20 protein-coding genes are annotated in these 20,603 nt (G+C 68.3%); 16 read left to right on the plus strand and 4 right to left on the minus strand.

Going from position 1 to position 20,603, the window contains the following annotated elements; genetic code table 11:
• From urtB to ureG, 11 genes are all read left to right on the plus strand, one after another.
• Positions 1-1,417, plus strand: a 1,417-nt coding sequence (gene urtB / locus G3N96_RS19180; RefSeq protein ID WP_206138136.1) for an urea ABC transporter permease subunit UrtB, incomplete at its 5' end; no start/stop codon positions are given.
• Between the two features lies 1 nt (position 1,418).
• Complete coding sequence (urtC, locus tag G3N96_RS19185) at positions 1,419-2,603, plus strand: urea ABC transporter permease subunit UrtC (protein ID WP_206138137.1); 1,185 nt, start codon at positions 1,419-1,421, stop codon at positions 2,601-2,603.
• Positions 2,600-3,457, plus strand: coding sequence for an urea ABC transporter ATP-binding protein UrtD (gene urtD, locus G3N96_RS19190; RefSeq protein ID WP_206138138.1), 858 nt, complete (start codon positions 2,600-2,602; stop codon positions 3,455-3,457). Before urtC ends, urtD begins: the two co-directional genes overlap by 4 nt.
• Positions 3,458-3,461: 4 nt before the next feature.
• On the plus strand, positions 3,462-4,154 hold the full coding sequence (gene urtE / locus G3N96_RS19195) for an urea ABC transporter ATP-binding subunit UrtE (protein ID WP_047851116.1): 693 nt from the start codon (positions 3,462-3,464) through the stop codon (positions 4,152-4,154).
• A 313-nt stretch (positions 4,155-4,467) separates the two neighbouring features.
• Positions 4,468-5,343 carry an urease accessory protein UreD gene (locus G3N96_RS19200; RefSeq protein WP_206138139.1) on the plus strand — a complete coding sequence of 292 codons (876 nt, stop codon included), beginning with the start codon at positions 4,468-4,470 and terminating at the stop codon, positions 5,341-5,343.
• 236 nt (positions 5,344-5,579) lie between these two features.
• Positions 5,580-5,882: an urease subunit gamma gene (ureA, locus tag G3N96_RS19205; RefSeq protein WP_006406310.1), complete on the plus strand. Its 303-nt coding sequence runs from the start codon at positions 5,580-5,582 to the stop codon at positions 5,880-5,882.
• 8 nt (positions 5,883-5,890) lie between these two features.
• Positions 5,891-6,196 carry an urease subunit beta gene (locus G3N96_RS19210; protein ID WP_021161917.1) on the plus strand — a complete coding sequence of 102 codons (306 nt, stop codon included), beginning with the start codon at positions 5,891-5,893 and terminating at the stop codon, positions 6,194-6,196.
• A gap of 29 nt (positions 6,197-6,225) precedes the next feature.
• Positions 6,226-7,932: an urease subunit alpha gene (ureC, locus tag G3N96_RS19215; protein ID WP_206138140.1), complete on the plus strand. Its 1,707-nt coding sequence runs from the start codon at positions 6,226-6,228 to the stop codon at positions 7,930-7,932.
• A 23-nt stretch (positions 7,933-7,955) separates the two neighbouring features.
• Positions 7,956-8,567 (plus strand): urease accessory protein UreE, encoded by a 612-nt coding sequence (ureE, locus tag G3N96_RS19220; protein ID WP_206138141.1) that lies wholly within the window; start codon positions 7,956-7,958, stop codon positions 8,565-8,567.
• Positions 8,554-9,234, plus strand: coding sequence for an urease accessory UreF family protein (locus G3N96_RS19225; RefSeq protein ID WP_206138142.1), 681 nt, complete (start codon positions 8,554-8,556; stop codon positions 9,232-9,234). The genes ureE and G3N96_RS19225 overlap by 14 nt, the downstream gene beginning before the upstream one ends.
• A 17-nt stretch (positions 9,235-9,251) precedes the next feature.
• Positions 9,252-9,899 (plus strand): urease accessory protein UreG, encoded by a 648-nt coding sequence (ureG, locus tag G3N96_RS19230; protein ID WP_206138143.1) that lies wholly within the window; start codon positions 9,252-9,254, stop codon positions 9,897-9,899.
• A gap of 63 nt (positions 9,900-9,962) precedes the next feature.
• Here the strand turns inward: ureG and waaA are convergent, their stop codons facing one another.
• The 4 genes from waaA to G3N96_RS19250 all read right to left on the minus strand — a co-directional run bounded on the left by waaA (position 9,963) and on the right by G3N96_RS19250 (position 14,840).
• Positions 9,963-11,318 (minus strand): lipid IV(A) 3-deoxy-D-manno-octulosonic acid transferase, encoded by a 1,356-nt coding sequence (gene waaA / locus G3N96_RS19235; RefSeq protein WP_206138144.1) that lies wholly within the window; start codon positions 11,316-11,318, stop codon positions 9,963-9,965.
• Positions 11,319-11,355: 37 nt separating this feature from the next.
• Positions 11,356-12,240, minus strand: coding sequence for a Kdo hydroxylase family protein (locus G3N96_RS19240; protein WP_206138145.1), 885 nt, complete (start codon positions 12,238-12,240; stop codon positions 11,356-11,358).
• 34 nt (positions 12,241-12,274) lie between these two features.
• Positions 12,275-13,318 carry a lipopolysaccharide heptosyltransferase I gene (gene waaC, locus G3N96_RS19245; RefSeq protein WP_346778902.1) on the minus strand — a complete coding sequence of 348 codons (1,044 nt, stop codon included), beginning with the start codon at positions 13,316-13,318 and terminating at the stop codon, positions 12,275-12,277.
• Positions 13,319-13,445: 127 nt separating this feature from the next.
• Positions 13,446-14,840: a phosphomannomutase/phosphoglucomutase gene (locus G3N96_RS19250; protein ID WP_175044227.1), complete on the minus strand. Its 1,395-nt coding sequence runs from the start codon at positions 14,838-14,840 to the stop codon at positions 13,446-13,448.
• A gap of 263 nt (positions 14,841-15,103) precedes the next feature.
• Here G3N96_RS19250 and G3N96_RS19255 point away from each other — a divergent pair, with 263 nt between their 5' ends.
• Genes G3N96_RS19255 through G3N96_RS19275 form a run of 5 tightly spaced genes read left to right on the plus strand, consistent with a single transcriptional unit; the run spans position 15,104 to position 20,541 of the window.
• Positions 15,104-16,360: an oligosaccharide flippase family protein gene (locus G3N96_RS19255; RefSeq protein WP_206138147.1), complete on the plus strand. Its 1,257-nt coding sequence runs from the start codon at positions 15,104-15,106 to the stop codon at positions 16,358-16,360.
• Positions 16,357-17,181 carry a glycosyltransferase gene (locus G3N96_RS19260; protein WP_206138148.1) on the plus strand — a complete coding sequence of 275 codons (825 nt, stop codon included), beginning with the start codon at positions 16,357-16,359 and terminating at the stop codon, positions 17,179-17,181. The genes G3N96_RS19255 and G3N96_RS19260 overlap by 4 nt, the downstream gene beginning before the upstream one ends.
• A 51-nt stretch (positions 17,182-17,232) precedes the next feature.
• Positions 17,233-18,369: a glycosyltransferase family 4 protein gene (locus G3N96_RS19265; protein ID WP_206138149.1), complete on the plus strand. Its 1,137-nt coding sequence runs from the start codon at positions 17,233-17,235 to the stop codon at positions 18,367-18,369.
• A 15-nt stretch (positions 18,370-18,384) separates the two neighbouring features.
• Positions 18,385-19,407, plus strand: coding sequence for a UDP-glucose 4-epimerase GalE (galE, locus tag G3N96_RS19270; protein ID WP_206138150.1), 1,023 nt, complete (start codon positions 18,385-18,387; stop codon positions 19,405-19,407).
• Positions 19,408-19,434: 27 nt separating this feature from the next.
• Positions 19,435-20,541 (plus strand): glycosyltransferase, encoded by a 1,107-nt coding sequence (locus G3N96_RS19275; protein ID WP_206138151.1) that lies wholly within the window; start codon positions 19,435-19,437, stop codon positions 20,539-20,541.
• Positions 20,542-20,603 lie beyond the last annotated feature (62 nt).

Consider the following 20,603-nt stretch of genomic DNA (forward strand, 5'->3'; position numbering starts at 1 on the left):
GACCGGCGACGCGCTCGCCACCGGCGACGGCCGCCTGCTGATCCAGACCGGCGACACCGCGCACGACGCGCTCACGCAGGCCGCGACGCCGGCCGGCGACGCGCAGCCCGTGATGCTGAACAACCTGCTGCGCACGAAGATCGCGGGCGCGCTGTCGGGGCTCGCGCTCGCGTCGCCCGACGTCGCCGCGCGCCGCGACGCGATCGATGCGTTGCTGAAATCGCCCGACCCGGCGCTCAAGCCGATGATCGACCGCGCCCGGGCGAAGGAAACCGATCCCGCGCTGAAGCGCCGCCTCGACGCCTTGTGGGCGATCGCCGCGCTGCACGATGCCGATCCGGCGAAGCGCCTCGAAGCCGTGCAGGTGGTGGCCGCGCGCCACGATCTCGACATGATCGAGCAGTTGCGCCCGCTCGTCGCGAAGAACGCCGACGGCAGCTACGCGGAGCCCGACGCGCGCGTGCGCGACGCCGCGCAGCAGGGTCTCGACACGCTGCACGCGTTGCAGCGCCGCGGCGAGATCGTCGGCACGCTGTTCGCGGGACTGTCGCTCGGCAGCGTGCTGCTGCTCGCAGCACTCGGCCTCGCGATCACGTACGGGCTGATCGGCGTGATCAACATGGCGCACGGCGAATTCCTGATGATCGGTGCGTACGCAACCTATGTCGTGCAGACGCTGATCCAGCGTTACGCGCCCGGCGCGTTCGACTGGTATCCGCTCGTCGCGGTGCCGGTGTCGTTCGTGACGGCCGCGCTCGTCGGCATCGTGCTCGAACGGCTCGTGCTGCGACACCTGTACGGCCGCCCGCTCGAGACGCTGCTCGCGACCTTCGGCGTGAGCCTGATCCTGATCCAGGCGACACGGATGCTGTTCGGCGCGCAGAACGTGCAGGTCGTGAACCCGTCGTGGATGAGCGGCGGCGTGACCGTGATGCAGAACCTGATCCTGCCGTACAACCGGCTCGCGATCCTCGCGTTCGCACTCGCAGTCGTCTTCGTCGCGTGGGCCGTGCTGACGAAGACGCGGCTCGGCCTGTTCGTGCGCGCCGTCACGCAGAACCGCCGGATGGCCGCGTGCGTCGGCGTGAAGACCGCGCGCGTCGACGCGTATGCCTTCGCGTTCGGCGCGGGCATCGCGGGCCTCGGCGGCTGCGCGCTGTCGCAGATCGGCAACGTGGGCCCCGACCTCGGCCAGAACTACATCATCGATTCGTTCATGGCGGTCGTGCTCGGCGGCGTCGGGCAGATCGCCGGCACCGTGCTCGGCGGCTTCGGGCTCGGCCTCGCGAGCAAGGCGATCGAGCCGTTCTGGGGCGCCGTGCTCGCGAAGATCGCGGTGCTCGTGATGATCGTGCTGTTCATCCAGAAACGTCCGCAGGGCATGTTTGCCCCGAAGGGCCGCAGTGCGGAGGCTTGACGTGACTTCATTCACTCACTCGTTGTCCAACCCGGCTGCCGATGCGCCGAAGCCTGCCGCCGCACGCGCGGAAGAGCGCTTCGCGCTCGGCCTGCCGCCCCGCCCCGCACTGCTGTCGCGGCGCGCGTGGCTTGCGCTGATCGCGCTGTGCGTCGCGATCGGCATCGGCGTGCCGCTCGCCGCGCTCGTCGCGCCCGAGTCGAGCGCGTTCCATCTGTCCGCGTACGCGATGACGCTTACCGGCAAGCTGATGTGCTACGCGATCGCCGCGCTCGCGCTCGATCTCGTGTGGGGCTACTGCGGGATCCTGAGCCTCGGCCATGGGCTGTTCTTCGCGCTCGGCGGCTATGCGATCGGCATGACCCTGATGCGCGAGATCGGCCGCGACGGCAAGTACGGCAGCGACCTCCCCGACTTCATGGTGTTCCTCGACTGGCACCAGTTGCCGTGGTACTGGAGCGGTACGCAGCACCTCGCGTGGGCGCTCGCGCTCGTCGTGCTCGTGCCGGCCGTGCTCGCGTGGGTGTTCGGCTTCTTCACGTTCCGCTCGCGCGTGAAGGGCGTGTACCTGTCGATCATCACGCAGGCCATGACGTTCGCCGCGATGCTGCTGTTCTATCGCAACGAGACCGGCTTCGGCGGCAACAACGGCTTCACCGACTTCAAGCGCATCGCGGGCTTCGCGATCACGTCGCCCGGCACGCGCACGGTGCTGTTGCTGCTGACGTTCGCGACGCTCGTGCTCGCGTTCATCGCCGCGCGCGCGATCGTCACCAGCAAGCTCGGGCGCGTCGTCACCGCGGTGCGCGACGGCGAGACGCGGCTGATGTTCCTCGGCTACAGCCCGCTCGCGTACAAGCTGTTCGTGTGGACCGTGTCGGCCGTGCTGTGCGGCATCGCGGGCGCGCTGTACGTGCCGCAGGTCGGCATCATCAACCCCGGCGAGATGTCGCCCGGCAACTCGATCGAGATGGCGATCTGGGTCGCGGTGGGCGGACGCGGCACGCTGATCGGGCCGATCGTCGGCGCGTTCGCGGTGAACGGCGCGAAGAGCCTGTTTACCGCGTACTTCGCCGAATACTGGCTGTTCTTCCTCGGCCTGATCTTCGTGCTCGTGCCGCTGCTGCTGCCGCGCGGGATCATGGGCCTCGTCGAAACCGTGCTGGCGAAGGGGAAACGCGCATGAACGGAACGGCCCTCTACCAATTCACGCCGCCGCCCGAGGACGAAGGGCGGGCCGTCAGCGGCACCGCGTCGATGGGGCGCGTGGTGCCGCCCGGCATCGACACGTCGCACGGCACGATCCTCTACCTCGAGGATATCGAGGTGAGCTTCGACGGCTTCCGCGCGCTGAAGAAGCTGTCGCTCGCGATCGACGCGGGCGAGCTGCGCTGCGTGATCGGCCCGAACGGCGCGGGCAAGACGACGATGATGGACGTGATCACCGGCAAGACGCGCCCCGATGCGGGCAAGGTGTTTCTCGGCCAGACGATCGACCTCGCGCGGATGAACGAGCCCGAGATCGCACGCGCGGGCATCGGCCGCAAGTTCCAGAAGCCGACCGTGTTCGAACAGCATCCGGTGTGGGAGAACCTCGAGCTCGCGATGCAGACCGACAAGGGCTGGCTCGCGTCGCTGCGTGCAAAGCTCGATCGCACCGCGCAGGCGAAGATCGAGGAGACGCTCGCGCTGATCGGCCTCGAAAGCCAGGCCTTTCGCGCGGCCGGCGAGCTGTCGCACGGGCAGAAGCAGCGGCTCGAGATCGGCATGCTGCTGATGCAGCGCCCCGCGCTGCTGCTGCTCGACGAGCCGGCGGCCGGGATGACCGACCACGAGACGATGGAACTCGCCGAGCTGCTGAACACGCTGCGCGGCACCTGCTCGATGATGGTCGTCGAGCACGACATGGAATTCGTCGCGGCGCTCGCGGGCGACACCGGCCGCGTGACGGTGATGGCCGAAGGCGCGGTGCTCGCGCAAGGCACCCTCGACCAGGTCAAGCGCGACGATGCGGTGATCGAGTCTTACCTTGGACGATGATGCGATGCTGAAGATCGATGCACTGAACCAGTACTACGGCGGCAGCCATATCCTGCGCAACGTGAGCCTCGCCGCCGACGACGGCAAGCTCACCGTGCTGCTCGGCCGCAACGGGGTCGGCAAGAGCACGCTGCTGCGCTGCCTGATGGGCGTCGTCGCCGCGAAGAGCGGCAGCGTGTCGTGGCGCGGCACGGCGCTCGGCGCGATGCCGCCGTATGCGCGCGTCGCGGCCGGGCTCGCCTACGTGCCGCAGGGCCGCGACATCTTTCCGCGGCTGACCGTCGAGGAGAACCTGCTCGTCGGCGCGGCGAGCCGCAAGGCGCCGTCGAAGGTGCCCGACCGCATCTACGACCTGTTCCCGGTGCTGAAGGACATGCGCGCGCGACGCGGCGGCGACCTGTCGGGCGGCCAGCAGCAACAGCTCGCGATCGGCCGCGCGCTGATGAGCGAGCCGCAGTTGCTGATCCTCGACGAGCCGACCGAAGGCATCCAGCCGTCGATCATCCAGGACATCGGCCGCACGCTGCGCCAGCTCGTCGACGAATCGAAGATGACCGTGCTGCTCGTCGAACAGTATTACGACTTCGCCCAATCGATCGCCGACCGCTACTGGGTGATGAGCCGCGGCGAGATCGTCGCGGGCGGCGACGCGCACGAGATGGAAGCGAACGGCGTGCGCGAGCTGATCGCGGTGTGACGTGCGGAGATTCCGACCCTCGCGATCCTTGCGTTGATTATTTGCGGAACACCAAATGGAGTCGCTATTTTCCGCAAACACTCAACGCGTGTCCGACCAGGATCATGCGCCGGCTGACGCGGTGACCGACACCACGCCGACAAACCAGGTGTAGCGGCGCCAGCAACGTGGCGTCATTTCCATACCACTTCCCCGGGCGCGCACAGAGCGGATTCGCGGCTCTGCCGAATCTGGCGCTTTCACGGCGCGCGGCATCTGCATTATTGTTGCGGTAGCATCCTCGTTCCCCGCGCCCGTCCCCTGTTTCCCACCGATGTCCGCCCCCGATTCCCACGCCCCGCTGTCCCGCCCCGCCGTCGCCAAGTCGTGGCGCGGCCGCCTCGAACTCGGCTTCGAGCGGCACGGCGCGCGCACGACGCTCGCGCACCGGCTGCACGACGGCCCGCTGCGCGTGCAGCGGCCGCTGTATCCGGAAGGCGATGCGATCTGCCACGCGGTGATCGTCCACCCGCCGGGCGGCGTCGCGGGCGGCGACCGGCTCGACATCGACATCACGCTCGGCGACGGCACGCACGCGGTGCTGACCACGCCCGGCGCGACCAAGTGGTACAAGTCGAACGGGCTGGACGCGACACAGCGCATCGGCATCACGGTCGGGAAGCACGCGAAGCTCGACTGGCTGCCGCAGAACAACCTGTTCTTCGACGCGGCGCATGCTTCGCTCGATTTCACGGTCAAGCTCGGCGCGGGCGCCAGCGCGATCGGCTGGGACGCAACGCAGCTCGGCCGGCAGGCGGCCGGCGAAACCTGGTCGGCGGGCCGCATCGCGTCGACTTCGGCGCTCGTCGCTGCCGACGGCCGGCCGCTGTGGGCCGAACGCGCGCTGCTCGATGCGCACGACCCGCTGCGCGGCGCGCTGCAGGGTCTCGCCGGCTTTTTCGCATACGGCACGCTGTGGGCCGCCGGCGCCGCGTGCGACGCCGCGCTCGCCGAATCGCTCGCCGCGCGGATGCCGTTCGACGGCACGCTACGCGCGGGCGCGACCTGCGTGACGCCAGGCGTCGTGCTGATCCGCGCGCTGTCGACGTCGATGGAAGCGCTGCAACGGCACTTCACCGAGTGCTGGCTGCATCTGCGGCCGATCGTGCACGGCGTCGACGCACGGCCGCTGCGCCTCTGGCAAACCTGAGCGCGGCCGCGCCACGCACCGTTTCGGCGCAATGCCGCGGCGAGCGCTGCACGCTGCCCATGCATCGCGCACCACGATTGCGCAGCGCGCTGCGTTCCATGCACATGGCACGCGCCTTGCTCCTTACATAACCGATACACGACGCACGCAAAACAGCGCGGTGCTACGATGAACCGCGCGTTCGCCCCGTTGCACGCGCACCGATAAAAATTACGTTTTCCTGAACGTTTGCCTTCATGAAACTGACTCCCCGCGAGAAGGACAAGCTGCTGATCTTCACGGCGGCGCTGCTGGCCGAACGCCGTCGCGCACGCGGCCTGAAGCTCAACTATCCGGAGGCGGTCGCCTTCATCACCGCCGCGCTGATGGAAGCCGCGCGCGACGGCAAGACGGTCGCCGAAGTGATGCACTACGGCACGACGCTGCTCACGCGCGACGACGTGATGGACGGCGTGCCGGAGATGATTCCCGACATCCAGGTCGAGGCGACCTTCCCCGACGGCACGAAGCTCGTGACCGTCCATCACCCGATTCCGTGAGGCCCCGCATGATCCCCGGCGAAATCCTCACCGACGACGGCGAACACGAACTGAACGCAGGCCGCGCGACGCTCGCGCTCGTCGTCGCGAACACCGGCGACCGCCCGGTGCAGGTCGGCTCGCACTACCACTTCTTCGAAGTCAACGACGCACTGTCGTTCGATCGCGCGGCCGCGCGCGGCTTTCGCCTGAACATCGCGGCCGGCACCGCCGTGCGCTTCGAGCCGGGCCAGACACGCACCGTCGAACTGGTCGCGCTCGCGGGCGATCGCGCCGTCTACGGTTTTCAGGGCAAGGTGATGGGGCCGCTGTAAGCCGCGCCCCGCTCTTCAGGAACAGCACCATGACACTACGCTTGAGCCGCCGCGCGTACGCGGAAATGTTCGGGCCGACGACGGGCGACCGCGTCCGGCTCGCCGATACCGAGCTGCTGATCGAGATCGAACGCGATTACACGACCTACGGCGAGGAAGTGAAATTCGGCGGCGGGAAGGTGATCCGCGACGGGATGGGCCAGTCGCAGCGCGTGGCCGCCGACGTGCCCGACACGATCATCACGAACGCTGTGATCCTCGATCACTGGGGCATCGTGAAGGCCGACATCGCGATCAAGCACGGCCGCATCGCCGCGATCGGCAAGGCCGGCAACCCGGACATCCAGCCGGGCGTGACGATCGCGATCGGCGCCGCGACCGAAGTGATCGCCGGCGAAGGGCTGATCGTGACGGCCGGCGGCATCGACACGCACATCCACTTCATCAGCCCGCAGCAGATCGACGAGGCGCTCGCGTCGGGCGTCACGACGATGCTCGGCGGCGGCACGGGGCCGGCCACCGGCACCAACGCGACGACCTGCACGCCGGGCCCGTGGCACATGGAGCGGATGCTGCAGGCCGCCGACGGCTGGCCGATCAACCTGGGCTTTCTCGGCAAGGGCAACGCGAGCCTGCCGCAGCCGCTCGTCGAGCAGATCGCGGCCGGCGCGATCGGGCTGAAGCTGCACGAGGACTGGGGCACGACGCCTGCCGCGATCGACAACTGTCTTTCCGTCGCCGACGACACCGACACGCAGGTCGCGATCCACACCGACACGCTGAACGAAGGCGGCTTCGTCGAATCGACGGTCGCCGCGTTCAAGGGCCGCACGATCCATACGTACCACACCGAAGGCGCGGGCGGCGGCCATGCGCCCGACATCCTGAAGGTGTGCGGCGAGTCGAACGTGCTGCCGTCGTCGACCAACCCGACGCGCCCGTACACGATCAACACGCTCGACGAGCATCTCGACATGCTGATGGTGTGCCATCACCTCGATCCGTCGATCGCCGAGGATCTCGCGTTCGCCGAATCGCGGATCCGCCGCGAGACGATCGCGGCCGAGGACATCCTGCATGATCTCGGCGCGCTGTCGATGCTGTCGTCCGATTCGCAGGCGATGGGCCGCGTCGGCGAGGTGATCATCCGCACCTGGCAGACCGCGCACAAGATGAAGGTGCAGCGTGGCGCGCTGCCGGAAGACAGCACGCGCAACGACAACTTCCGCGCGAAGCGCTACGTCGCGAAGTACACGATCAACCCGGCGCTCACGCACGGCATCGCGCATGAAGTTGGCTCGATCGAGCCGGGCAAGTGGGCCGACCTCGTGCTGTGGGAGCCCGCGTTCTTCGGGATCAAGCCGTCGATGATCCTGAAGGGCGGGATGATCGCGATGGCGCAGATGGGCGACCCGAACGCGTCGATTCCCACGCCGCAGCCGGTCCACTATCGCGAGATGTTCGCCACCCGCGGCGGTGCGCTCGCACGCACGTCGCTGACCTTCGTGTCGCAGATGGCCGCCGATGCGGGCATCGCGGAACGCTACGGACTCGCGAAGCGGATCGTGCCGGTGCGCAACTGCCGCAACGTGACGAAGGCCGACATGATCCACAACGCATGGCGCCCGTCGATCAGCGTCGACCCCGAAACCTACGACGTGATCGCCGACGGCCAGTTGCTCACCTGCGAGCCGGCCACGGTGCTGCCGATGGCGCAGCGCTATTTCCTGTTCTGATCCGATTGCCGGTTTTTCGATTCATGCGCACCCTCGACAAACGCATTGCCCCGAACGTGAAACTCGCCGCGTCGCTCGTCGCGCGCGCGCCGACGCTCACGCTCGCCTACGACGCCCGCTGCAAGAGCCGCCTCGCGGCGACGCTCGACACCGGCGAGGACGTCGCGGTCCTGCTGCCGCGCGGCACGATCCTGCGCGACGGCGACGTGCTCGTCGCCGACGACGGCGCGCTCGTGCGCATTGCCGCGGCGCCCGAGACCGTGCTGCGCGTGCGCGCGGCCGACCCGCTCACGCTGATGCGCGCCGCGTACCACCTCGGCAACCGTCACACACCGGTCGAGATCGGCGACGGCTACCTGAAGCTCGAGGCCGACCCGGTGCTCGCGGACATGCTGCGCCGGCTCGGCACGCAGGTCGAGGAGACCCTTGCACCGTTCCAGCCGGAAGCCGGCGCGTACGGCGGCGGCCACAAGCACGGGCACGATGCGACGTTCGCCGAGGATTACGCACTCGCGCAGCAGGTGTTCGGCGAGCATCACGGCCACTCGCATTCGCACGATCACGATCACGATCACGATCACGATCATCAGCATGGTCCCGGATGCACGCACGGCCACGGCCATGACCACCACTGAACTCGTCGCGCTGCTGCACCTTGCGTCGCCGGCGCTGCCGATCGGCGCGTTCAGCTATTCGCAGGGGCTCGAAGCGGCGCTCGACGCGAACCTGATCCACGACGCCGATACCGCGCGCGACTGGATCGCGAGCGGCCTGACCGACGTGCTCGCGCACGGCGAGCTGCCGTTCCTCGCGCACCAGCTCGCGCGCTGGCACGCGCACGACGCGCCGGCGCTCGCCGCCGAGAATGCGTGGTTCATCGCGAGCCGCGAATCGGCGGAACTGCGTCGCGAGACCGAACAGATGGGCTGGTCGCTCGCACAGCTCTGCGCGTCGCTCGAATGGGGCGACGCCGCGCGCCGCGCGACGCTCGCATCGATCACACCGATCGCGCTGCCCACCGCATTCGCGTACGCGGCCGCCGCGCACGACGCGAGCGCCGATGCCGTGCTCGCCGCTTACGCATTCGGCTGGGTCGAGAACCAGACGTCCGCCGCGCTGAAGGCCGTGCCGCTCGGCCAGCTCGCCGGGCAACGCATCATCGTCGCGCTGCGCGGCGCGATCGACGCGGCCGTGCGCCGCGCGCTCGCGACGCCGCCCGACGCCGTCAACACGTTCGCGCCGCAGCTCGGCATCCTGTCCGCGCGGCACGAAACCCAGTATTCGCGGTTGTTCCGCTCCTGAACCCGACGCTACCCGCCATGAACGCACCTGCTCCCTCCTCCGCCCGCCGCACGAAGAAACTGCCGCCGCTGCGCGTCGGCATCGGCGGCCCCGTCGGCTCCGGCAAGACCACGCTGCTCGAAATGCTGTGCAAGGCGATGCGCGACACATACGACCTCGTCGCGATCACCAACGACATCTATACGAAGGAAGACCAGCGGCTGCTGACGGTCGCGGGCGCGCTGCCCGAGGAACGCATCATGGGCGTCGAGACGGGCGGCTGCCCGCACACGGCGATCCGCGAGGACGCATCGATCAACCTCGAGGCCGTCGACCGGATGCTGTCGCGCTTCCCCGACGCCGACATCGTGTTCATCGAATCCGGCGGCGACAATCTCGCGGCGACCTTCAGTCCCGAGCTGTCGGACCTGACGATCTACGTGATCGACGTCGCGGGCGGCGAGAAGATTCCGCGCAAGGGCGGCCCCGGCATCACGAAGTCCGACCTGCTCGTGATCAACAAGACGGATCTCGCGCCGCTGGTCGGTGCGAACCTCGACGTGATGGCGTCCGACACGAAGAAGATGCGCGGCGAGCGGCCTTACGTGATGACGAACCTGAAGGCGCTCGAAGGCGTCGCGGACGTGATCGCGTTCATCGAGAAGAAGGGTTTGCTGACGGTCTGAGCGACGTGGCGGCGCCTCACGGTGCCGCCACGCGCACTTCCGGCGGCATTGCGCCGCCTTCGTCTAGTCGTCGGAAGGATCCTGCGCGTCCTGCAGCGCGCGCACGCCGCGTTCGGCGGGCGGCAACAGCGCCGCGAGCACGTCGACCGTGCGCGCGGTCGCGCCGCGGTGCCGCGCTGCGAACGCGGCGCCAGCCGCGCCCATCGCGATGCGTCGCGCCTTGTCGGCGAACAGCGCGTCGAGCACGCGCGCGAGATCGAGCGGATCCTCGACCTGCAGCGCCGCGCCGGCCGCGACCGCGTCGGCGGTCGCCTGCGTGAAGTTGAACACGTGCTTGCCGATCAGCACCGGCACGCCGACCGCGCACGCTTCGATCAGGTTCTGGCCGCCGAGCGGCAGCAGGCTGCCGCCGATGAACGCGATGTCGGCCGCCGCGTAATACGCACCGAGCTCGCCCATCGAATCGCCGAGCAGCACCGTCACGTCATCCGGCAGCGGCTCGGCAGCAGGCCGGCCAGACGCGAGCGCGGCCTTGTCTGCCGCCCACACCGAGCGTCGCACGCACTTGAGCCCGCTGCGCTCGACGAGCGCCTCGACCTCGGCGAAACGCTGCGGATGACGCGGCACGAGCACCAGCAGCGCGCCGGGCGTGCGCATCGCCGCGAATGCGTCGAGCACCAGCGCTTCCTCGTTCTCGCGCGTGCTCGCGGCCACCCACACGGGCCGCGTGCCGATCGCGTCGCGCCATGCATGGCCGCGCGCCGCGAGTTCCGGGGGCGTCGTCATGTCGAACTTCAGGTTGCCGAGCACGGTCACGTTGCGTGCGCCGAGCGACGTCAGCCGCTCCGCATCGGCCGGGCTCTGCGCGAGCACGCGCGAGAAGCCGCCGAACACGTCGTGCGTCGCCGCGCCGAACTTCGATGCCCGCCGGAACGAACGCGCGGACATGCGCGCATTGGTCAGCACCAGCGGCACGTCGGCCCGGCGGCACTCGTCGATCAGCGTCGGCCACACCTCGGTTTCCATCACGAGGCCGAGCGTCGGCCGCCACGCGCGCAGGAAACGCCGCACCGCGCCGGGCATGTCGTACGGCAGGTAGCAGCGCAGCACGCGATCGCCGAAGATCTGTTCGCCGGTCGCGCGGCCGCTCGGCGTCATGTGCGTGAGCAGGATCCGCGCGTCGGGCCGGGCGTGCATCAGCGCGTCGATCAGCGGCTGCGCCGCGCGCGTCTCGCCGACCGATACCGCGTGCACCCAGATCAGCGGCGCACGGTCGTCGCGCGAGCGGCCGGCCACGTGGCCGAAGCGTTCGCCGATGTGTTCGCGATAGCCGCGCTCCTTGCGCGAGCGCACGTATAGCCGGATGACGGCGATCGGGGCGACGAGCCACCACAGCGCGCGATAGATCACCCTCAGCATGCCGCGTCCCTTGTCTTGCTTCGACGAAAATGCGCGCTCAAACCAGCGCCCTGCCCTTCAGGCGTTCGAGGATGCCGAGCGGCGCGCATTCGCGGCGCACCATCGCGTCGACCGGCAGGAAGAAGGTCTGCTCGAGCATGAACTGGCCGGACATCACAGCGTGCGAAGTCTGATCGGAGAAACATATCCACACGCAGCCCGGCGGAAACGGCATCGTCTCCTGCGGAGCCGTCTTCTGGTAGTCGAGATCGGCCTTCATGCTGTCGTGCAGGTTCAGCATCAGGTGGTCGTACGCGCTGCGCGGCGATTTCGTCACGTGCAGCAGGTTCAGCAGCCATGCGGCGCCCGGCAGCTGCGGCTTGATGTGCGGCAGGAAGCGCTTCGCGACGTCCTCGAACGGCTCGCCGACGCGCCACACGCGCGGCACGCCGGCCGGGTTCACGTTCGTGAACACGCGCAGGATGCGCTCGCCGTAGTTGGGCCGCGACGGGAACGCGTCGACGTGCAGCCGGCTGTCGTCCTTGCGCCAGGATGTCTGGCGCGTCTCGACCTGCATCAGCCGCAGGCTCGTCGGCGCGACGCGCAGCTTGCCGCGGTATTCGGGAAAGAGGCCGTCCACGAGCGTGCCCGCCTGCTGCTGGAAGCGCGCGACGAGCGCGCGCACCGCCGACTGCGTGACGCTGTCGCCGAGCACGCCGGCGAGCGCGCCGCCGTTCGGCGCGAGGCTGATGTTCTTGCGTTTCGGGTCGGCGAGCGCCGGATCGAGCAGCGCTTCCTCGCCGCCTTCGATCACGAAACGCAGGTGCGGGAAATACAGCACCTTGCCTTCCTCGACGGCGGCCAGCAGTTGCTCGCGCGGCGCCGACAGGTTGTGTCCGCTCCAGTCGGCGGACGGGACTTCGATGATCTGGGATTCGCTCATGTTCGGTTCGCGTGGGTTCGCGCGTGTGACTGCGTTACAGGAGACCGAAGCCCGCGAGCGCCGACTTCACCTGCGCGATCGACGGGGGCTGCCCCGCCGTGCCGAGATTGACGACGTTCGGCGACCAGTAGCCGCCGGTCCGCCAGGCCGTCGCGAAATTGTACAGTTCGACCGTCGGACGCTTCAGCGCGGCCGCGATGTGAACCAGACCTGTATCAACCCCGACGGTGGCGGCCGCGCCGTCGATCAGCCCGACCACGGCCGGCAGCGACAGCCGCGGCGGTACGATCGCCGCCGCGCCGAACTCTTTCGCGAGGCGCTCGCTGGTCGCGCGCTCCGCATCGTTGCCCCACGGCAGCACGAGCGACGCGCCGCGCCGCACGAGGGCCTGGCCGAGCTCGATCCACGCGGCGTCCGGCCACTGCTTGTCGGCACGCGACGTCGCATGGACGAACACCACGTACGGCACCGGCAGGTTCAGCCCCAGCGCGGCCACCGCGAGCGCCGCCGCGCGCGTATCGAGGCCGAAGTCGACCGGATCGGCCGGCGTCGGCGCCGGGTCGCCCAGCGCGGCCGCGACGAGTCGCCGTGAGCGTTCGACGACGTGCGTGCGCGGCGCGATCGGCACGCGCTTGCGATAGAAGAAGCGCACGGGCCACTCGTAGCCGGCGCCGTCGGTGCGGTTGCCGAGCCCGACGAGCGGGCCGCGCGCCCAACTGGCGACCCAGGCCGTCTTGATGAGGCCCTGGCAGTCGATCACGAGGTCGTACTGCTCGGCCGCGAGGCGCTGGCGGAACGCGCGGATCTCGCGCCACGTGGCGCCCGAGAACGGCTTCTTGCGCCAGCGGCGCAGCGAGAACGGCAGCACGTTGCGCACGCCGTCGACGAGCTTGACCAGGTCGACGAAGCTTTCCTCGACGAGCCAGTCGATCTGCGCATCGGGGTGGCGGCGCCGGATATCGGCGATCACCGGCATGTTGTGCACGACGTCGCCCAGCGACGACACGCGCACGATCAGGATCTTTTGCACGCTGAAAAAACGCCGGCAGGCAGCCGGCGACAAGCATAAAGGGGGGATTTTATCGCGCCCGGGGCGTCACAAAGACAAAAAGCGGCCGCACGCCCTTGGCGTGCGCCGCTTTTCGGGGATGGCGCGACGATCGGACTCACCGTCGCGCCGGTGGCGGCCCGCAGGCCGCCGACGCTCAGAACGGCAGCTTGACGTCCGGCTTCGCGGCCGTCAGCACGCGGCGGAAGTCCTCCTGGATGCGCTTGAGCCCTTCCTGCGTCTCCGACTCGAAACGCATCACGACGACCGGCGTCGTGTTCGACGAACGCGCGAGGCCGAAGCCGTCCGGATACTCGACACGCAGGCCGTCGATCGTCACGACTTCCTCGGCGCCGTCGAACTTCGCCTCTTTCTGCAGCTTGTCGATCAGGCGGAAGTTCTCGCCTTCGTCGAGCCACAGCTGCAGTTCGGGCGTGCTCATCGCGTCCGGCAGCCCGTTCAGCAGCGCGCTCGGATCGGCCGTCTTCGTGAGGATCTCGAGCAGGCGCGCGCCCGTGTAGAGACCGTCGTCGAAGCCGTACCAGCGATCCTTGAAGAACACGTGGCCGCTCATTTCGCCGGCGAGCGGCGCACCCGTCTCGCGCAGCTTCGCCTTCACGAGCGAGTGGCCCGTCTTCCACATCAGCGGCTCGCCGCCCTTCGACTTGATCCACTGCGCGAGGTGGCGCGTGCACTTCACGTCATAGATGATCTGCGCGCCCGGGTTGCGCGACAGCACTTCTTCCGCGAACAGCATCAGCTGGCGGTCCGGATAGATGATCTGGCCGTCCTTCGTGACGACGCCGAGGCGGTCGCCGTCGCCGTCGAACGCGAAGCCGATCTCGGCGTCGGTGTCCTTCAGCGCCTGGATCACGTCCTGCAGGTTTTCCGGGTGGGCGGGATCCGGGTGATGGTTCGGGAACGTGCCGTCGATGTCGGTGAAGCGTTCGACGAGCTCGCAGCCGAGCGCCTTGAACAGGCGCGTCGCGAGCGGGCCGGCCACGCCGTTGCCGGCGTCGACGACGAGCTTCATCGGGCGGGCCGGCTTGATGTCGCCGACGATGCGCGCGATGTATTGATCGGCCACGTCGAACTGTTCGTACGAGCCGCTGCCCGTCTCGAAACGCTCGTCGACGATGCGCTGATACAGCGCCTGGATCTGCTCGCCGTAGATCGCGGCGCCGCGCAGCACCATCTTGAAGCCGTTGTAGTCGGGCGGGTTGTGGCTGCCCGTGACGACGATGCACGAATCGACGCGGCGCTCGCCGCCCTTCAGCGCGAGCGGGACGTTCGCCGCGAAATAGCCGACCGGCGTGGGCACCATGCCGACGTCGACGACGTCGACGCCCGCCGCACGCAGGCCGTCGGCCAGCGCGCCGACGAGGTCCGGCCCGGACAGGCGGCCGTCGCGCGCGACGACCACAGCATCGCCGCCCTGCGCACGCACTTCGCTGCCGAATGCCCGGCCGATCCCGCGCGCGGTGTCGGTGTCGAGCGTCTTGCCGACCACGCCACGAATGTCATATGCCTTGAAGATGGATTGGGAGATCATCGATTCTCTTCTCTCAGTTGCGTGCATGGAAAATTGTCTGGCTTGCCTGGCCGCCGCTCGCCGGTGCCGCGCATGATACAGGCTGGCCCGGCACGGCGTGAAACCGCTGGTGCGGAACGGCGGAAGCGACCGCGATCCCACTTATAATCGCGGGTTTTGATGACGCGCATGCCGCCCATTTTAATGCCTAGCCGTCCCGTCGCCGCCAACCTGCAGCCCCCGGGCGCCCTGCCGGCCGCCTCGCGCGCGCGCCGCTGCCGCGCATGCTGAAGCGCTTCGGCAACCCGGATGTCGCGAAGGCCGTCGCGAATCTCGTCTGGCTGGGGCTCGAACGGCTCACGCAGATCGGCGTCGCGATCGCGATCAGCGGCCTGCTGGCCCGTTATTTCGGGCCAGATGTGTTCGGCAAATGGCAGTATGCGAATACGCTCCTCCTGGTACTGGCGCCGCTCACCTGGGTGTGCGGCGCGGAAATCCTCGTCCCGACCATCGTCCAGCGCCCGCCCGCCCAGCTCGGCGCGGTGCTCGGCAGCGCATTCGCGCTGCGCATCGCCGTCTCCGTCGCCGCGCTCGTCGCGACATGGATCGCGATCGCCGCGGGCGCCTTCGATCCGCTGGTCGGCGCGATGCTCGCGGGCCTCGCGGTCACGATGGTGTTCCGCGAGCCGTTCGTCGGCGTCATCAACGCGTGGCTGCAGAGCATGACCTACAGCAAGCCGCAGCTCGTCACCAGCATGGTCACCGCGCTGGTGAAGGCGCTACTCGTCTGGCTGCTGGTCCGCGCGGCCGCGGGCCCCGCCCGCTTCGCGTGGCTGTGGGCGCTCGAAGCGGCCGCCATCGGCTTCGCGCTGCTGCTGTACTACCGGCATCGTAACGGCGGCGCGCTCGGCTGGACGTTCGACAAACCGCTGTTCAGGCACTTTGCGACGGCCGGGACCGTGTTCTGGCTCGGCCTCATCTGCATGTACCTGTTCCTGAAGCTCGACCGCCTGATGCTCGAGCGTCACGTCTCGTTCGCCGATCTCGGCCGCTACTCGGCCGCGCAGCAGCTCAACGAGAACTGGATCACGCTCGCGCTGATGCTCGCGCAGACGATCGCGCCCGCCTTCGTCTACCGCGTGCAGGACGTCGCGCGGCTGCGCCGCAACATCGTCCGGCTGATCGCGATGACGGCCGGCCTGATGACGGCCGGCGCGCTCGTGCTCGACGCCGCCGCCCCGCTGATCGTCGGCAAGGTGTTCGGCCACGGCTACGAGGCGTCGGTCGACATCTTCCGCTGGGCGGTCTGGCTGTCGGTGCCCGCCGGCATCGAGGCGATAAGCAATCTTATCGTTCTCAAATATCAAGCAAAATTCGTGTTGCTGTCGAAATGGCTGCTCGCACTCGCGATCGCGGCGCTCGTCAACCTGTTCGCGATCCCGCGGCTCGGCCTGTACGGCGCGCTCGTCGGGCTGGCGGCCGGCTACCTGGCCGCCGCCGCCGTCAATTTTTATTACATCCGTTTCAAGCTGCGACCATGACGTCCCCTGATTGCCCGACCCCGCTCGACGACGTGGCCGTGCTGATGCCGGCCTACAACGGGCACGACGACGTCGTTCGGACCCTCGCGTCGTTTCGCGAGGACACGCCCGTGCACGTGCTAATCGTCGATGACGGCAGCACGCCGCCGATCGTCGCGCCCGACCTGCCCGGCCTCACGATCGACGTGCTGCGCATGCCGCAGAACGGCGGCATCGAGCGTGCGCTCGCGGCCGGCATCGACGCGCTCGCCGCGCGCGGCTTTCGCTATGCGGCGCGCATCGACGCGGGTGATCTCGCCGCGCCGCAGCGCCTCGCGAAGGAGCGCGCGTATCTCGACGCCCACCCGCGCGTGGCCTGCGTCGGCATGTGGACGCAAGTCGTGTCCCGCGCCGGCGAGCCGCGCTTCATGCTGACCCCGCACGCCGATCCGCGCACGCTGCGCCGCACGCGCTTCCTGCGCTCGCCGCTCGTGCATCCATCGGTGATGCTGCGCATCGACGCCGTGCGTGAAGTGGGGAACTATCGGGCGAAATACCGTGCGGCCGAGGATCTCGATCTTTTTTTACGGTTAATGCAACGCTACGATTGCGCGAACCTGCCGGAACTCGGTCTCTATTACGAACTGAACGAGGGCGGGATCAGTGCGACCAAGCGCCGGCGCCAGCTGGTGTCGACGCTCACGCTGCTGTTGAGCCACTTCAACGCGCTGAACCCGTACGACTGGGCCGGCCTCGCCAAGAACCTGCTGCATTTCGTGACGCCATACCGGACGTTGCAGCGGATCAAGCAGACGCTGTTCGCCGGGCGGCCGTCCGCCTGACGCGCATCCGGCCCTTTCGGCAATTTCGACGCTTTATTTATTCTTTTTTTCATGTCCGCCACCTCCCCGCTGCGCATCGCGCTCGTCTGCAACACGGCCTGGGCGATCTACACGTATCGCCACGGGCTGATTCGTGCGCTCGTCGCGCGCGGCGCCGAGGTCATCGTCATCGCACCGCACGACCGCACGGTGCCCTTGCTCGAGCAGATGGGCTGCCGCTACGTGGCACTCGCGGTTGCCTCGAAAGGCACGAGCCCGCGCGAGGATCTCGGCACGCTCGCCGCGCTGGTGCGTCACTACCGTGCGCTGAAACCCGATCTCGTGTTCCATTACACGATCAAGCCGAACATCTACGGCTCGGTCGCCGCGTGGCTCGCGCGCGTGCCGTCGATCGCGGTGACGACCGGGCTCGGCTACGTCTTCATCCAGAAGAGCCGCGCGGCAAGCGTCGCGAAGCGCCTGTACCGGTTCGCGTTCCGCTTCCCGCGTGAAGTGTGGTTCCTGAACCGCGACGATCTCGCGACCTTCACCGACGAACGGTTGCTCGCGCATCCCGATCGCGCGCGGCTGCTGCACGGCGAAGGCGTCGATCTCGAACAGTTCGCGCCGGCGCCGCTACCGGCCGGCGACGCACCCGTCTTCATCCTGATCGGCCGGCTGCTGTGGGACAAGGGCGTGCGCGAATACGTGGAGGCCGCGCGCATCGTGCGCGCGCGCTTCCCGAACGCGCGCTTCCAGCTGCTCGGGCCGCTCGGCGTCGACAATCCAAGCGCGATCGGCCGCGCGGACGTCGACGCGTGGGTCGGCGAAGGCGTGGTCGACTATCTCGGCGAGGCGCACGACGTGCGCCCGCACATCGCGGCGGCCGACTGCGTCGTGCTGCCGTCCTACCGCGAAGGCGTGCCGCGCACGCTGATGGAAGCGTCGGCGATGGGCCGCCCGATCGTCGCGACCGACGTGCCGGGCTGCCGCGACGTCGTCGCCGACGGCGACACCGGCTTCCTGTGCCGCGTGCGCGACAGCGCGAGCCTCGCGGAGCAGTTGCTCCGCATGATCGAACTCGGAACGGCCGGACGCGACGCGATGGGCGCACGCGGCCGGCAAAAAGTCACGGCGGAATTCGACGAACGACAGGTCGTCGAACGCTACCGGCGTACTATCCATTCGTTAACCGGTATCACCCTCTGAAGGAGCGCATCAGCAATGACCGCTAAAGGCACCATCCTCGTCACGGGCGGAGCGGGCTATATCGGCTCGCACACGACCGTCGAGTTGCTCGGCAACGGCTACGACGTCGTGATCGTCGACAACCTCGTCAACAGCAACGCCGAATCCGTGCGGCGCATCACGCAGATCACGGGCAAGACGCCCGCGTTCCATCAGGTCGACGTGTGCGACGAAGCCGCGCTTGCAAAGGTGTTCGACGCGCACCCGATCACCGGCACGATCCATTTCGCGGCACTCAAGGCCGTCGGCGAATCGGTGGAGAAGCCGCTCGAGTACTATCAGAACAACATCGGCGGCCTGCTTGCCGTGCTCAAGGTGATGCGCGAGCGCAAGGTCCGGCAGTTCGTGTTCAGCTCGTCCGCGACCGTATACGGCGTGCCCGAGCGCTCGCCGATCGACGAATCGTTCCCGCTGTCCGCGACGAACCCGTATGGCCAGTCGAAGCTGATCGCCGAGCAGATCCTGCGCGATCTCGAAGTCTCGGACCCGACGTGGCGAATCGCGACGCTGCGCTACTTCAACCCGGTCGGCGCGCACGCGAGCGGGCTGATCGGCGAGGATCCGGCCGGCATCCCGAACAACCTGATGCCGTATGTCGCGCAGGTTGCGGTCGGCAAGCTGGAAAAGCTGCGCGTGTTCGGCTCCGACTACCCGACGCCGGACGGCACCGGCGTGCGCGACTACATCCACGTCGTCGATCTCGCGAAGGGGCACATCGCCGCACTCGACGCGCTCGCGAAGCGCGACGCGAGCTTCGTCGTGAACCTCGGCACGGGCCAGGGCTACAGCGTGCTGGAAGTCGTGCGTGCGTTCGAGAAGGCATCGGGCCGCCCGGTGCCGTACGAGCTCGTCGCGCGCCGCCCGGGCGACATCGGCGAGTGCTACGCGAACCCGCAGGCCGCGGCCGACATCATTGGCTGGCGCGCAACGCTCGGCATCGAAGAAATGTGTGCCGACCACTGGCGATGGCAGGAGGGTAACCCGCGCGGTTTTGTATAATCCGCTGTCCATTTTTCGAGCGATCCCATGCTCAGCTTCGCGTCCGGCTTCATCGTCTCCCTGCTCGTCACGCTGTTCATCGTGCGCTACGCGCACCTACACGAGAAATTCTCGATCGACAGCGACCTGGCCGGCGTGCAGAAATTCCACGTGCGGCCCGTGCCGCGGGTCGGGGGCATCGGGATCCTCGCGGGCGTCGTCGTTGCGGCGCTGGTGCTGTCCCGGCGCTATCCGACGATCTCCGGCAGCATTCTCGGGATCGCTGCGTGCGGGCTGCCGGCCTTCCTGTCCGGCCTCGTCGAGGACCTGACCAAGCGGGTGTCGCCGCGCGCGCGGCTGCTCTGCACGATGGGCGCGGCCGCGCTGGCATTCTGGCTGCTGGGCATCGCGGTCAAGCGCATCAGCGTGCCGCCGCTCGATTTCCTGCTCGGCTACGTGGCCATCTCGGCGTTCATCACGGTGCTTGCGGTCGCGGCGCTTGCCAATGCGATCAACATCATCGACGGGTTCAACGGGCTCGCATCGATGGTCAGCTTCATGATGTTCGCGTCGCTCGCGTATGTCGCGTTTCATGTGAACGATCCGGTCGTAATGTCCGCTTCGATCATCATGATGGGCGCCGTGCTCGGCTTCTTCCTGTGGAATTTCCCGGCCGGGCTGATCTTCCTCGGCGACGGCGGCGCGTATTTCATCGGCTTCATGCTCGCGGAGCTCGCGATCATGCTCGTGATGCGCAACCGCGAGGTGTCCGCGTGGTACCCGGTGCTGCTGTTCATGTACCCGATCTTCGAGACCTGCTTCTCGATCTACCGGAAGAAATTCATCCGCGGGATGTCGCCCGGCATTCCGGACGGCGTGCACCTGCATATGCTCGTGTACAAGCGGCTGATGCGCTGGGCCGTCGGCACGAAGCACGCGCACGACCTGACGCGCCGCAATTCACTGACGTCGCCGTACCTGTGGCTGCTGTGCCTCGTCGCGGTGATACCCGCGACGCTGTTCTGGCGGCATACGGTGCACCTGTTCGTGTTCGTCGTGCTGTTCGCGCTGACTTATGTGTGGCTGTACATCAGCATCGTGCGGTTCCGCGCGCCGCGATGGATGGTGGTGCGCAAACACCGGCCCGGTCGCTGAACCGTTCTCGGCCCGGCATGAAAAAAGCGCCCTGCGGGGCGCTTTTCTTTTTGACCGGCCGG

The organism is Burkholderia sp. Se-20373, from assembly GCF_017104705.1.
GTDB lineage: Bacteria > Pseudomonadota > Gammaproteobacteria > Burkholderiales > Burkholderiaceae > Burkholderia.